This is a genomic window from Janthinobacterium sp. BJB301 (genome assembly GCF_002735685.1).
In the GTDB taxonomy this organism is placed as follows: Bacteria; Pseudomonadota; Gammaproteobacteria; order Burkholderiales; family Burkholderiaceae_D; genus Janthinobacterium; species Janthinobacterium lividum.
Genome location: NZ_PDZJ01000002.1, coordinates 652,505 through 666,034 on the forward strand (window position 1 = coordinate 652,505; position 13,530 = coordinate 666,034).

Below are 13,530 nucleotides of genomic sequence, written 5' to 3' on the forward strand. Positions count from 1 at the left end.
GGAGCTACAAATGTTTAAAGATAAAGTATTGATGATCACTGGTGGCACGGGTTCCTTCGGCAATGCCGTATTGAAGCGTTTTCTGTCCACCGACGTGGCAGAAATCCGTATTTTCAGCCGCGATGAAAAAAAACAGGAAGACATGCGCATTGCGCTGAACAATCCGAAACTGAAGTTTTACATTGGCGACATCCGCAATTACGACAGTATCAATGAAGCGATGAAAGGCGTGCACTATGTATTCCACGCCGCGGCGTTGAAACAGGTACCATCCTGCGAGTTTTACCCCATGGAAGCGGTGCGCACGAATGTATTGGGTACCGAAAATGTCCTCAACGCAGCCGTTTCCAATAATGTGCAGCGCCTGGTCGTGCTGAGCACGGACAAAGCCGTCTATCCGATCAACGCCATGGGCATCTCCAAGGCCATGATGGAAAAACTCATGGTGGCCAAGTCACGCATGCGTGTGGCCGGCGAAACCGTCATCTGCGCCACGCGCTATGGCAACGTGATGGCTTCGCGCGGCTCCGTGATTCCGCTGTTCATTCAACAATTAAAAGATGGTAAGTCAATCACCATCACCGATCCCAACATGACTCGCTTCCTGATGTCGCTGGACGATTCCGTGGACCTGGTACTGCATGCCTTCGAGCACGGCAAGCAGGGTGATATCTTCATTCAGAAAGCACCCGCCTCGACCGTCGGCGACCTTGCCGCCGCATTGAAAGAACTATTCGTCAAGGACAACGAAGTGCGCGTGATTGGCACGCGCCACGGCGAAAAGCTGTATGAATCGCTGGTCTCGCGCGAGGAAATGGCCAAGGCAGAAGATATGGGCCGCTACTACCGCGTGCCGGCAGACAATCGCGACTTGAACTATGACAAGTACTTTGTCGAAGGCGAAACCAAGATTTCGGAAATCGATGATTACACGTCGCACAATACCGAGCGCCTGACGGTAGAGCAAGTCAAGGACATCCTGTTGAAACTGGAATTCGTAAAAGAGCAACTCGATGCGTAAAATCATGACCATCGTCGGTACGCGCCCGGAACTCATCAAGATGAGCCGGGTGATTGCCGAACTGGAAAAATATAGCCAGCACATCCTGGTGCATACCGGCCAAAACTACGACTACGAATTGAATCAGGTCTTTTTCGACGATCTGGAAATTCGCAAGCCCGACTATTTCCTCGATGCAGCCGGCACCAGCGCGATCGATACGATCGCCCAGGTGCTGGTGAAGGCCGACGCCGTATTCGAGAAGGAAAAGCCGGATGCGCTGCTGCTGTATGGCGACACCAATTCCTGTCTCGCCATTATTGCGGCCAAGCGCCGCAAGATTCCCGTCTTCCACATGGAAGCGGGCAACCGCTGCTTCGACCAGCGCGTACCGGAAGAACTGAACCGCAAGGTTGTCGATCATCTGGCAGATATCAATATGGTCCTGACGGAGCATGCGCGGCGTTACTTGCTGGCCGAAGGCGTGCGACCGGAAACCATCATCAAGACCGGTTCGCACATGCGCGAAGTACTCGATTTTTACATGCCGAAGATCGAACGCTCGGACGTGCTGGCACGTCAACACCTGGAAAAGAACAAGTTTTTCCTGATCAGTGCCCATCGCGAGGAAAATGTCGACTCGCCCGATGCCCTGCGGGACTTGCTCGCCACATTGGAAGCTCTGACGGCAAAATACGACTTCCCGGTACTGGTGTCGACGCATCCGCGCACCATGAAGCGGCTGCAAGAAATCGGCATCGACCACCTGGACAGGCGCATTATCTTTTCCAAGCCTTTCGGTTTTGTCGATTACATCAAATTGCAAATGAGCGCTTTCTGCGTGCTGTCGGATAGCGGCACGATCACCGAAGAAACCTCGTTGTTGAATTTATCGGCCATCACCATCCGCAACACGCACGAACGGCCGGAAGGAATGGATGCCGGCACGCTGATCATGTGCGGACTGAAAACGGAACGTGTACTCGAAGCGGTCGATATGATTACGTCCCAATATGACGAAAAAACAGCGCCGGTGTTGGCTGTGGCGGATTATGAGAATCCGTTTGTTTCAAAACAGGTATGCCGGGTGGTCAGCAGCTATATTGATTATATTAATACTAACGTCTGGTCGAAATAGTTCCAAAAAGCATGTATCAGTCACAGTGATAAGAAATACCTTGCAAAAAAATGACTAAGATTCTAGTAACAGGTGCCAATGGGTTTGTCGGCAGTGGATTGTGCACCACCTTGGCTGAGCGGGGTATAGACTACGCTGCGGCAGTACGCAATAGTAATAATGGCAAGCAGTTCGCCATCGGCTCGCTCTCGGAAAAAACGGACTGGACACGGGCTCTGGCTGGCTGCGATGTGGTAATCCATGCGGCTGCCCGCGTGCACGTCATGCAAGACACGTCCAGCAACCCGCTGGCCGACTTTCGTTTGGTAAACGTCGAGGCGACCATCAACCTGGCCCGTCAGGCAGTTGCTGCTGGTGTGCGACGTTTTGTTTTTGTCAGCAGCGTCAAGGTCAACGGCGAAGAGACCACCGGTACGCCGTTCCGGGCATCGGATACCCCCGAGCCGCGTGATCCTTACGGGCAGTCCAAGCTGGAAGCCGAGAAGGCCTTGTTCGCGCTAGCGCGGGAAACCGGCCTGGAGGTCGTGGTTGTGCGTCCGCCGCTGGTCTATGGGCCGGGCGTGCGCGCCAACTTCGATAGCCTGATGAAGCTGGTGGCGAAGGGATTGCCGATGCCGCTAGGAGCCGTACATAACCGCCGCAGCATGGTCGCGCTGGACAACCTCGTGGACTTGCTGGTCGTCTGTAGCACACATCCGGCCGCGGCAGGACAGGTTTTCATGGTGTCCGACAACCGTGACGTCAGTATCACCGAACTGCTGCGCATGCTCGCTGCAGCCATGGGACGCCGCAGCCTGCTGCTGCCCGTGCCCGCCAGCTGGATAGCTGCAGCCGCGCGCCTGCTGGGCAAGTCTGCCGCGGCAGACAGGCTGCTGGGTTCCCTGCAAGTGGATATCGCACCTACCTGCCAAACGCTGTCCTGGCAACCCGCCGTCAGCATGGAGGCGGCGCTCGCCAAGACTGTCTCTCCATTTCGTCACTCATGAATCGGTACTGAATGAAAAAAATATTCGACTTCCTGCTGGCATGCATAGCGCTCTGCATCTTGTTACTGCCAATTACCATTGTAGCCGTTCTGGTCAAGCTTACCTCCACAGGCCCCGTCGTGTACTGGTCCGACCGGGTAGGGCGCCATAACCGGATATTCCGCATGCCGAAGTTCCGTACCATGCGCGTGGGCACACCGGCCGTGGCAACGCATTTGCTGCCCGACCCGAAAAGCGTCCTGACGCCAATTGGTTCATTTCTGCGCAAATCCAGCCTGGATGAACTGCCCCAGCTTTGGAGCATCCTGTGCGGCGACATGAGTTTTGTCGGCCCCCGTCCTGCCTTGTTCAACCAGCAGGATCTGATCGCCCTGCGCACCCGCTATGGCGTCGAGAAAATCTTACCTGGGCTAACCGGCTGGGCACAGATCAATGGCCGCGATGAATTACCGATTCCGGAAAAAGTAAAGCTTGACGTGGAATATCTGCAACGCCGTTCATTTATGCTGGATGTGAAAATTATCTTTTTGACTTTCATCAAAGTTATACGCAAGGATAATGTAACACATTGATTCCGGAAGAGCTCGGTCATCTCGGTCAGAGTAATATATGATGACATCATTGCGCGTAGCGCCCGCAGGAATGCTTTTAATAAGAAACATATAAATGAAATCTTTCCTTGATCTTTCACGTTTTCATAAACAAATCATTGCCGCAACGACAGATTTGTTCATGTTGCCGCTGATTTTTTCTGCTGCCATATTGCTGCGCTATGACGTTGTCGATATGGTGGTTCTGAAACAATACTCCTGGTTGATTCTGCTGGTGCCAGTGATTTCCCTGCCCATTTTCGTGCGGCTGGGCCTGTATCGGGCGGTCATCCGTTTCATCGACCAGAAAATTGTGTATGTGGTGATCCTGGGCGTGTCCGCCTCGGTTGCCGTGCTGGTTGCCATCGCCGCGTTTGCCATTCATATGAGCGGCCTGTCGCGCGGCGTGTTCGGCATCTATTGGGTCAGTGCCATCATGTACATGGTGGCGAGTCGCTTTGTCGCGCGTGGCTTTCTGCTGCACGCCAACGGCGAACGGGCGCCCGTCCGCGTGGCCATCTATGGCGCGGGCAAGGCAGGCACGCAACTGGCAAGCGCCCTGCGCGCCGGCCACGACTATCTCCCGGTAGCGTTCATCGACGACAAAAAGGAGCTGAAAGGCGCCACCATCGCCGGTATCAAGGTCTACCCGTCAACGGACCTGGCGGGACTGATTGCCAAAAGCAGCATCAGCGAAGTGCTGTTGGCCATGCCCTCGCTGGCCAAGAGCCAACAAAAACACATCCTGAACAAGCTGGAAACTCACAAAGTCAAGATCAAGGTGACGCCGCCCGTCGGCAGCCTGGTCACGGGCGAATTGCGGGTTCAGGACGTGCGCGACATTGAAATCGAAGATTTGCTGGGTCGCGACCAAGTCGCCCCCAACCGGGAACTGTTAGCCAAATGCATCACGGGTAAAGCTGTCATGGTGACCGGAGCCGGCGGTTCGATCGGTTCGGAACTATGCCGCCAGATCATCAGCCAGCGTCCAAGCCGACTGATCATGCTCGACATGTCTGAATTTGCCCTGTACACCATCAAGCAGGAATTGAAGAGCACTATCAGCTCCCACGACCTGCAAATCGAATTACTGCCATTCCTCGGTTCCGTACTCGATACCGAGAAATGCACGCGGATCATGAAGTCCTTCGCCGTCGACACCCTTTACCATGCGGCCGCCTACAAGCATGTGCCCTTGGTGGAGCACAACCCGGTCGAAGGCGTGAAGAACAATGTGTTCGGCACCCTCAGCATCGCAAAGGCAGCCATGGCCGCAGGCGTGGGCTGCTTCGTGCTGATTTCAACCGATAAGGCCGTCCGCCCCACAAATGTCATGGGCGCAACCAAGCGACTGGCTGAACTGATCCTGCAAGGATTTTCCAGAGAGCAAGATATCACGCGGTTTTGCATGGTGCGCTTTGGAAATGTTTTGGGTTCGTCGGGTTCAGTCGTGCCCCTGTTTCGCAAGCAGATTATGCTGGGCGGCCCCATCACCCTGACCCATCCGGAAATCACTCGTTACTTCATGACCATTCCTGAAGCGGCGCAACTGGTCTTGCAAACTGGCGCCATGGGCGAAGGGGGCGATGTATTTGTCCTGGACATGGGGGAGCCGGTCAAGATCATGGACCTGGCCAAGCGCATGGTGCACCTGAGCGGCCTGGAAGTGCGCAGCGCCGCCTCGCCGGACGGAATCGAGATCGAACACGTCGGCTTGCGGCCGGGGGAAAAACTGTATGAGGAATTGTTGATCGGTGAAGAGGTTGAAGGCACCGAACATGCCCTCATCATGCGCGCCCAGGAGTCGATGATTCCATGGGTGGAGCTGGAACCGCTGTTAGCCGAATTGCAAAAAGCGTGTGACAACTTCAAATATGACGAGCTCCGTGCCTTGCTGTTACGTACAGTCAGCGAGTACACCCCTCAATGCGGCATCGAAGACTTGATCTGGCTGGAGCACGAAAAACATGCATCCCAGATGCACAAGAACGCCATGCGTGCCGCCGTCCCTGCCGCGGAACATCTGCAGTAAAATCCTGCCTGCGAATGGCAAGAAGTATATGTTCCATATCGGCAGCATTGATATTTATACCCACATTTATGGAAAAGCAGGCCTAATTCAAAATGCAACAAATCAAAGATAATGAAGACGTCGCTTCCCTGACGGAACTGCTTGGAACGGCATGGCAAGCGCGCTGGCGCATCGTCCTGGTCACGTCGCTGATCGTCGTCGCCAGCGTTTCGGCCGCCCTGCATATGGCACAGTACAAGAGCGAAGGCTTTTTCCAGTTTGGCGGCCCAATTCCCTTGCCAGCCGAGAAAAAGCTGGATACCAAGGAAAAAGATCCTGCCAGCGGCATTGCCCTGGCCGATTACAAGCGCTATGCGGCAGCCTTCGGTACGGCCGAACGCTTCGCTGATTTCGTCAAGTACAACAAGCTGGAAGACACCCCGGGTATTGACCAGATGCGCAAGGTTTTCATCGTACGCGGCGGTATCGACAACGTCGTCGAGCCGGTATACCCCTTTTCCAAACTTGACGCCAAAGAACTTGAGCAGCCTCGCGATGGCAGCAATACCAATGTCATCGGCCTGCGTCTCAGCTTTGAATCCGGCAGTCCGCAAGATGCCCAGCGTATAGTTGGCTTGCTGGGCCGCTTCATCATGGATAGCATTGTCTACCTCAGCTATGAAGATGCACTGCGTGTCAAGGCAGCAGAAATGAATGCCAAGATCACCAAGCTCGACAATTACATTATCGACAGCAATCAGCTGCTGGAGGAATATCAACGCAAGGGCGAGAGCTTGAAGCAGGTCGTGGCCCGCTATCCCGATTCGGTGCAAAATGCGCGTCAGTTGGTCACTGTCACGGAAGAAAATGCCCGCTACCTGTCGCCAATCACGCAATTGATGACCAGCGAAGTGCGGATCGTTGAACTTAAGGAAATCATCAACAAGGCCAGGCGCGACCGCCAGCAAGCTGTGGTGCTGCGCGAATACTACGATAAAGCCCGAGCCTTCATGAACCAGACTCGTTCCGGCGAAGTCATCGTGCGCAGTCTGGAAACGGTCAAGGATGGCGTCTTCAAAGGCAAGGACTTGAATGACGACACGATAAAGGAAGTCTACAACACCATTTCGATCGAAAATCAGAGCGCTCTGAGCCTGTATCTGGAAAAGAGCCGTTTCATTGCCGGCCCAAGCCTGCCTGAACGCCGATCCACGCGCCTGTCCTCGGTCATTCTGACCAGCGGCTTGCTGGGATTGCTCTTCTCCGTGATTCTCGTATTCGGGAGCAAATGGTGGCGTGAAAACCGCCAGAAAATGGGTTCCTGACCTTCTCGTAGTAACGCCGCCCTGCCTGCCGGGGGCGGCCCTCCCATCGTGCCGTACCCGGCAGCGCAAGTCCCCTCTTTCTCCCAGATAAAAAAAAGCCCGCGCCAACGGCGCGAGCTCTAATACATCCAAATACAGGCTGGCGGAAAATATTTCTGCCAGCCCAAGCCAACTCTTACTGCTTCAGCAAACCACCCAGCAACGCGGCCACCTTCTGCTTCGGCTTGGCCGCGACAGGCGCCATGCTGGCGGCAGCCGGGGCTGCTGCCTTGGCGGGCTCATATGGCTTCAGGAACCACGGGTCGGCCTTTTCGCGGCGGGCGCCGGGACCAAAAGCGGGACGCGCACCGCGCTCGGCGGAACGGCTGTCGCGGCTGCTGTCGCCAGCATGGCGGCTCTCCGGGGCACGCGCGGGACGCGCCTCGCCACCTTCGCTGCGGCGCGGCGGACGGCGCTCGCTGTCGCTGCTGCGGGCGGGCGCGGGGTTGAAGCCCGTCAATTCACCACGCTTGATGCTTTGCTTGATGAGTTTCTCGATGTCGGCCAGCAAGCGCTCGTCTTTATCCGAGTAGATCGAAATGGCGTCGCCCGAGGCGCCGGCGCGGCCCGTGCGGCCGATGCGGTGCACATAATCTTCCGCGTTGTACGGCAAGTCGAAGTTGATGACGCAAGGCAAATCGGAAATATCCAGGCCGCGCGCCGCCACGTCGGTGGCGACCAGCACGTCGATCTCGCCCTTCTTGAACGCTTCCAGCGCCGCCATGCGCTCCTGCTGGCTCTTATCGCCGTGAATCGCCGTGGCGCTCATGCCTTCCTGTTCCAGCACGCGGGCCAGGCGCGAGGCGCCGATCTTGGTATTCGAGAATACGATGACCTGCTTCAGGTCGCGTTGGCGCAGAAGATGGGCGACCAGGGCATGCTTCTGGTCTTCCGTCACTTTATAGACCACTTGCGTGACCTTGTCGGCCGTCTGGTTGCTGCGCGCCACTTCGATCGTCAGCGGATCGTTAAGGAACGTGGCAGCCAGCTTCTTGATTTCTGGCGAGAACGTGGCCGAGAACATCAGGTTCTGGCGCTGTTTCGGCAGCAAGTTGATGATGCGCTGCAAGTCCGGCAGGAAGCCCATGTCCAGCATGCGGTCGGCCTCATCCATGACCAGCATCTGCACCTGGCTCAGGCTGATGTTCTTTTGCTCGATATGGTCGAGCAAGCGGCCCGGCGTGGCGATGACGATTTCCACGCCGCCACGCAGGATGACGGTTTGCGGCTTCATGTCCATGCCGCCGAAGACGACGGTCGAGCGCAGCGGCGTGTGCTTGGCGTAAGCCTTGACGTTTTCGGCCACCTGCACCGCCAGCTCACGGGTCGGCGTCAGGATCAGCGCGCGCACCGGGTGGCGTGCCGGCGACATGCTGCTGCTGGCATGCGCCATCAGCAACTGGATGATCGGCAAGGAAAAACCAGCCGTCTTGCCGGTGCCCGTTTGCGCGGCACCCATCACATCGCGGCCTTGCAGCACCACGGGGATCGCTTGTTCCTGGATCGGTGTCGGATGGGTGTAGCCTTGGTCGGTCAGTGCGCGCTGGATTTCAGGCGCGAGGCCAAAGTCGGCAAAAGTCAGGCTGGGAGCAGCGGATGCGGCAGGTGCTGGTACAGGTGCAGGCGCAGCGGCGACGGGCGCCGCTTCAGGGGCAATCGCCGGGCTGGGCGTAGGATTCGATTCGGTTTCAGACATAAATTTTCTGGTGTGCCTCCGCACTGCGGAAGCCATGCTTTCTCAATAAACAACATTTCGGGGCACAGGCAGCTCCGTCTTGCAAGCCATGGATCATTGTTCTTGCGGCACCTCCGTGCTCCGGGACATGCTGTAGGGCGTATGCGGGAGCGTCGAAGAGATGTGCTGCGATGGCGGCGGAGATCGCGCCGGCGGAACATCGCGCGCAGAAGATACAATATCAGTGCTGTAAACGATACCCTAATTCACCGCAACTGTACACGGAAACCGTGATTTTTGAGCAAAAAGCGTTCCAGCAACGGCACGCCGGGATGCCGTATGATGGCAACTGCGATGCCAGCTCCGATGCCTCTTCCGCCGCCCCCTGCCCTCACCATGCCCACCCCGCCTTTACCCCACGATCCGCAACCGCAAGCGCCCAGCAAACCGGGCAATGACGAGTGTTGCCACAGCGGTTGCACCTTTTGCGTACTGGAAATGTACCAGGAAGACCTGGCTGCCTACGAAGAGGCCCTGAGGGCGTGGCAACAGCGCCAGCAAGCCGCTACCGCGCCCGCCACTCAGGGCGTCAAAAAACCGCGCAAGCGCGCTTAATCAAAAGCTTTCCCACTCATCCACTGGCGCCGTGCGACGCGCCGTGTCGGCCAATTGACGCGGCGCCGCTGCCGGCGTCACGGCGGCCGGCGCCTTGACGAGGACTGGCGCGCGCGGCCGGGTTGCGGCGGCACTGGCCACGTCGAGCTTGAAGATGCTGACCACGTCACTCAGGCTGGCGGCCTGCTCCTGCATCGATTCGGCCGCTGCCGCCGCCTCTTCCACCAGAGCCGCATTTTGCTGCGTCACCTGGTCCATCTGGGCAATCGCCTGGTTAACCTGCTCGATACCGGCGCTCTGCTCGCTGCTGGCGGCCGTGATCTCGCTCATGATATCCGTCACGCGGGTGATGCTGGCCACGATGTCATCCATCGTGCGGCCCGCCTGGTCCACCAGTTTTGACCCCGCCTCGACTTTCTCGACCGAATCGCCGATCAGGACCTTGATATCCTTGGCCGCGGCGGCCGAACGTTGCGCCAGGTTGCGCACTTCCGTGGCCACGACGGCAAAGCCGCGCCCCTGCTCGCCTGCGCGCGCCGCCTCGACGGCCGCATTCAGGGCCAGGATATTGGTCTGGAAAGCAATGCCGTCGATGACGGCGATGATGTCGACGATCTTGCGCGACGAAGCGTTGATCGACGCCATCGTGCCCACCACTTCGCCGACGACCTTGCCGCCCTCGATGGCGATGCTCGACGAGGTCAGCGCCATGGTGTTGGCCTGGCGCGCATTGTCCGCATTCTGCTTCACGGTCGAGGTCAGCTCCTCCATCGACGAAGCCGTTTCTTCCAGCGAACTGGCCTGCTCTTCCGTGCGCGACGACAAATCCTGGTTGCCGGCGGCAATCTGGCTCGACGCCGTGGCAATCGTATCGGTGCCGCTGCGCACCTGGCCCACCAGCTTTTGCAAGCTGGCATTCATGTCCTTCAGGGCCTGCATCAATTGCCCCGTTTCGTCTTGCGATTGCACAACGATATGCGCCGTCAAATCGCCAGCCGCCACCTGGCGCGCCACGCCGACGGCCTCGATCAGCGGACGCGCCACGCTGCGCGCCACCCACAGCGCCAGCAGCATGCCGATGACGACGCTGCCCACCAGCAGGCCGATCAGGCTGGCACGCGAGGCCGCATACGTTGCATCAGCGCTGGCGCTCGAGCGCACGCCGCCATCCGTGTTAATCGACACCAGCTTATCGAGGGTCACCATCATGTCCGCCATGACCTTGGCGGACGGCCCCACGGCCAACGCGCGCGCCTCTTCCTTTTTCATCTCGCGCGACAGGCTCAGCATGGTTGCATGCAGGCGCATGAATTCATCGTTGAGCGCCAGGAAGCGCTCGAATACTTCCCGCTCGCCCGGTTCGGAAATCAGGCTGCGGTACTTGTCGCCGTCCACCTTCAGCTTGGCCTGGGTTTCCGTCATGCGCGTTTCGTTCTGCGCCATGTCGGCATCCTGCGCGGCCAGCATGTGCGCCAGTTCCCAGCGGCGGAAATCGCTGACATCGCTGCGCATGGACATGGCCGCCAGCACGCTGGGCATCCAGTTGGCGGACAGGTCCGTCGACGCGGTATTGATGCGCGCCATGGAAAAGATCGCCGACACGCCCAGCGCGGCCGTCAACAGCAGCACGGCGCCAAACGACAAGATCAGCTTGGTGGCAATTTTCAGATCAAAAAACCATTTCATGCGTTGCATTCCTTCATTAGACGGGTAAACGGGACAAGATGGCCGCGCTCCGGCAAATGCACGGCGCGGGCAGTGAGGGCAGGCTGCAGCGGAAGTAAACAGTGATGGAGGGCAAGGACAGCAGCGCATCCCGAAACACCAGTCGAATTTCCGCAGCGCAACATTTTATCACCGTCGTACTGCAGCGCAGAGGGGTTTGATCAAGGTATGCGGCCAAAGTTCACGGGTAGCGGGCAAGGCGGCGTATTTTTTCCAGACAACGTTGTTTCTACAGGGAAAAATGCAGCGGCAGGCGTAGGAGTCGGATGACACGAGGCAATGTTCCTAGCCTACATAAGCGCGTCGGCTCATCCGATGCCCGTCCGCGGCCCCTGGTCCTATAGTGGATACAAGATTCAGCACAACGCTAGCAAGCCAGAAAAGCAGCGCCATCCAACAAAATCAGAAGACGAGGCCCTACCATGTACAAAGCTTATAGCAACCTGACCCCAGCAACGAATAACCACGCCGCCGCCCAGCACAACTGGCAAGCCGCTCCCGCCACCCCGATGATCAGCATCACGGGCGCACAACAGAACGAATTGCTGCGCGCCTTGTCGCGCACCGATCTGGAGCGCCTGTTCTGCCAACTGGAATTGGTCGCTTTGCCTGCCGGCAAGCACCTGTTCGATTGCGGCGGCAAGATTGAATACACGTACTTCCCCACCAACGCCATCGTTTCCCTGTTGTATGTGATGGAAGACGGCGCCACCACCGAGATCGCCGTCATCGGCCGCGAAGGCGTGGCTGGCGTGGTGCTGTACGAAGCCGAGCGCGCCACCTGCACGGCCATCGTGCAGACGGCCGGCTACGGCTATCGCTTGAAAACAGCCTTCCTGCGCGAAGTGTTCAATGAAGGCGGCGCGCTGGCACAATTGCTGATGCGCTACACCAGCGCCATGTTCGCGCAAATGGCGCAGAACGTGGTGGGCGGCCGTCATTGCAGCATCGAACAAAAACTGTGCCGCTGGCTGCTGGACCGCCTCGACCGTTCGCTGTCGAACGAATTAAAAGTGACGCAAGACACCATGGCCAACATGCTGGGCGTGCGCCGCGAAAGCGTCACCGTCACGGCCCGCAAACTGCAGGACGAAGGCTTGATCCAGTACCGCCGCGGCACGGTCGAAGTGCTCGACCGCGAAGGCTTGGAAGCGGCCGCCGGCAATTGCTACAAGGCAGCGCGCGCCGGTTTTGAACAGTTCCGCAGCGGCATCAGCGCACACAATTAAGCACCACGCTGGCAAACGGGCAGGCAAGCGGGTATCGTAGATATTCCTGACTACCCCGGAGACTGGCCATGAAACTGATCGGCATGCTCGACTCGCCCTATGTGCGCAGGGTCGCCATCTGTTTGCAACTGCAGGGAATTTCCTACGAGCACTTGCCGCTATCCGTGTTCCGCAACATGGATGCCGTGCGCGAGATCAACCCCGTCATCAAGGTGCCGACCCTGGTACTGGACGACGGGCAAGTGCTGATGGATTCCACCTTGATACTCCACTATCTATCGCTGCTGCGTCCGGGCACCGCCGTCCCCGCCCTCGCCGACAGCGTGCGCGCGCTGCGCCTGACGGGCCTCGCGCTGGCCGCCTATGAAAAAGCCGTGCAAATCGTCTACGAACGCAAGCTGCGTCCGCTCGACAAGCAACATGCGCCGTGGCTGGAACGGGTCAGCATGCAGCTGCATGCCGCCTGGAACGCGCTGGAACAGGAATGCGCGCACCTGCCCCTGCCTGGCGAGACTGGCAGTATCGACCAGGCGGGCGTGACCATCGCCGTCGGCTGGAGCGGGCGTGACCATCGCCGTCGGCTGGAGCTTCGCCCAGCTGGAAACGCCCGATATCGTCAAACCCAGCGATTACCCGGCCATCCACGCCTACACGCGCTCGGCGGAAACCTTGCCCGCCTTCCTGGCCACGCCGCCAGTCTGACGCGCCGCAGGCTATTTGCCTGCGCCGCCCGGCCCGGGTATAGCGGCGGCCGGATCGAAGTGCCACCAGCCCGGCCTGACATCGTCAAACGAGTGATATTCGGGTGCAAAGGCCGCCTGGGCAGGATCGTCAAAACTGCCCACCAGCAAGGCCACCGTGGGCGCATCGTCGATGGCACCGATGGAACTGCCGCAAGCAGCACAGAAGGCCCGGCTGGAATAATCGGAAGAACGGTATGTTGCCGGTGCACCGGCCGTACCCGTCCAGCGCACTTGATCGCGCGCAAACTCCACCCACGCCACCGCCGGCGCGCCCGTGTGCTGCTGGCAATTGCGGCAGGAACAGCTGTGCGGATTGCCGCCCTCGCCTGTCACTTCAAAGCGCACGGCGCCACATAAACAGCCGCCTGTTTGCACCACATTCTCCATCGCATCTCCTCGTTTGCAGCGTTGCGTACCCGGCCAGCCGGCACGTACCCGGTACAATATTGCCATA

The 13,530-nt window shown here is 58.5% G+C and carries 11 protein-coding genes and 1 pseudogene; 9 read left to right on the forward strand and 3 right to left on the reverse strand.

Going from position 1 to position 13,530, the window contains the following annotated elements; all coding sequences use genetic code 11:
* The first annotated feature begins 10 nt into the window (after positions 1-10).
* The 6 genes from CSQ91_RS16215 to CSQ91_RS16240 all read left to right on the forward strand — a co-directional run bounded on the left by CSQ91_RS16215 (position 11) and on the right by CSQ91_RS16240 (position 7,050).
* A complete protein-coding gene (locus tag CSQ91_RS16215) occupies positions 11-1,021 on the forward strand; it encodes a polysaccharide biosynthesis protein (RefSeq protein ID WP_099388953.1) in 1,011 nt (336 codons plus the stop codon).
* Positions 1,014-2,138 (forward strand): non-hydrolyzing UDP-N-acetylglucosamine 2-epimerase, encoded by a 1,125-nt coding sequence (wecB, locus tag CSQ91_RS16220; RefSeq protein WP_099388954.1) that lies wholly within the window; start codon positions 1,014-1,016, stop codon positions 2,136-2,138. The genes CSQ91_RS16215 and wecB overlap by 8 nt, the downstream gene beginning before the upstream one ends.
* A 50-nt stretch (positions 2,139-2,188) precedes the next feature.
* Positions 2,189-3,124, forward strand: a complete 936-nt coding sequence (locus CSQ91_RS16225) for a UDP-glucose 4-epimerase family protein (protein WP_099388955.1) — start codon at positions 2,189-2,191, stop codon at positions 3,122-3,124.
* A gap of 11 nt (positions 3,125-3,135) precedes the next feature.
* On the forward strand, positions 3,136-3,696 hold the full coding sequence (locus CSQ91_RS16230; protein ID WP_099388956.1) for a sugar transferase: 561 nt from the start codon (positions 3,136-3,138) through the stop codon (positions 3,694-3,696).
* A gap of 94 nt (positions 3,697-3,790) precedes the next feature.
* Positions 3,791-5,746: a polysaccharide biosynthesis protein gene (locus tag CSQ91_RS16235; protein WP_099388957.1), complete on the forward strand. Its 1,956-nt coding sequence runs from the start codon at positions 3,791-3,793 to the stop codon at positions 5,744-5,746.
* A 92-nt stretch (positions 5,747-5,838) separates the two neighbouring features.
* Positions 5,839-7,050, forward strand: coding sequence for a lipopolysaccharide biosynthesis protein (locus CSQ91_RS16240; RefSeq protein WP_099388958.1), 1,212 nt, complete (start codon positions 5,839-5,841; stop codon positions 7,048-7,050).
* A gap of 175 nt (positions 7,051-7,225) precedes the next feature.
* Here CSQ91_RS16240 and CSQ91_RS16245 read toward each other — a convergent pair whose 3' ends face one another.
* A complete protein-coding gene (locus CSQ91_RS16245) occupies positions 7,226-8,785 on the reverse strand; it encodes a DEAD/DEAH box helicase (RefSeq protein ID WP_099388959.1) in 1,560 nt (519 codons plus the stop codon).
* A gap of 375 nt (positions 8,786-9,160) precedes the next feature.
* Between CSQ91_RS16245 and CSQ91_RS16250 the strand changes: the two genes are divergently transcribed.
* Positions 9,161-9,379, forward strand: a complete 219-nt coding sequence (locus tag CSQ91_RS16250; RefSeq protein ID WP_099388960.1) for an oxidoreductase-like domain-containing protein — start codon at positions 9,161-9,163, stop codon at positions 9,377-9,379.
* Here the strand turns inward: CSQ91_RS16250 and CSQ91_RS16255 are convergent, their stop codons facing one another.
* Positions 9,380-11,065 (reverse strand): methyl-accepting chemotaxis protein, encoded by a 1,686-nt coding sequence (locus CSQ91_RS16255; protein ID WP_099389293.1) that lies wholly within the window; start codon positions 11,063-11,065, stop codon positions 9,380-9,382.
* 548 nt (positions 11,066-11,613) lie between these two features.
* Between CSQ91_RS16255 and CSQ91_RS16260 the strand changes: the two genes are divergently transcribed.
* Together CSQ91_RS16260 and CSQ91_RS16265 are read left to right on the forward strand one after the other, a co-directional pair.
* Entirely contained in the window at positions 11,614-12,333 is a 720-nt protein-coding gene (locus CSQ91_RS16260; RefSeq protein WP_034779829.1) for a Crp/Fnr family transcriptional regulator, read from the forward strand.
* A 68-nt stretch (positions 12,334-12,401) separates the two neighbouring features.
* Positions 12,402-13,035 (forward strand): annotated as a pseudogene (locus CSQ91_RS16265) (glutathione S-transferase).
* An 11-nt stretch (positions 13,036-13,046) separates the two neighbouring features.
* Here the strand turns inward: CSQ91_RS16265 and CSQ91_RS16270 are convergent.
* Positions 13,047-13,529 (reverse strand): GFA family protein, encoded by a 483-nt coding sequence (locus CSQ91_RS16270; protein WP_306508768.1) that lies wholly within the window; start codon positions 13,527-13,529, stop codon positions 13,047-13,049.
* Between the last annotated feature and the right edge of the window lies 1 nt (position 13,530).

What these genes read in the sequence shown, in the direction of transcription:
- CSQ91_RS16250 (WP_099388960.1), top strand. Translation starts at nt 9,161, where the DNA reads ATGCCCACCCCGCCTTTACCCCACGATCCGCAACCGCAAGCGCCCAGC.
- CSQ91_RS16270 (WP_306508768.1), bottom strand. Translation starts at nt 13,529, where the DNA reads ATGGCAATATTGTACCGGGTACGTGCCGGCTGGCCGGGTACGCAACGC.
- CSQ91_RS16240 (WP_099388958.1), top strand. Translation starts at nt 5,839, where the DNA reads ATGCAACAAATCAAAGATAATGAAGACGTCGCTTCCCTGACGGAACTG.
- CSQ91_RS16225 (WP_099388955.1), top strand. Translation starts at nt 2,189, where the DNA reads ATGACTAAGATTCTAGTAACAGGTGCCAATGGGTTTGTCGGCAGTGGA.
- CSQ91_RS16215 (WP_099388953.1), top strand. Translation starts at nt 11, where the DNA reads ATGTTTAAAGATAAAGTATTGATGATCACTGGTGGCACGGGTTCCTTC.
- CSQ91_RS16230 (WP_099388956.1), top strand. Translation starts at nt 3,136, where the DNA reads ATGAAAAAAATATTCGACTTCCTGCTGGCATGCATAGCGCTCTGCATC.
- CSQ91_RS16245 (WP_099388959.1), bottom strand. Translation starts at nt 8,785, where the DNA reads ATGTCTGAAACCGAATCGAATCCTACGCCCAGCCCGGCGATTGCCCCT.
- CSQ91_RS16255 (WP_099389293.1), bottom strand. Translation starts at nt 11,065, where the DNA reads ATGAAATGGTTTTTTGATCTGAAAATTGCCACCAAGCTGATCTTGTCG.
- wecB (WP_099388954.1), top strand. Translation starts at nt 1,014, where the DNA reads ATGCGTAAAATCATGACCATCGTCGGTACGCGCCCGGAACTCATCAAG.
- CSQ91_RS16235 (WP_099388957.1), top strand. Translation starts at nt 3,791, where the DNA reads ATGAAATCTTTCCTTGATCTTTCACGTTTTCATAAACAAATCATTGCC.
- CSQ91_RS16260 (WP_034779829.1), top strand. Translation starts at nt 11,614, where the DNA reads ATGATCAGCATCACGGGCGCACAACAGAACGAATTGCTGCGCGCCTTG.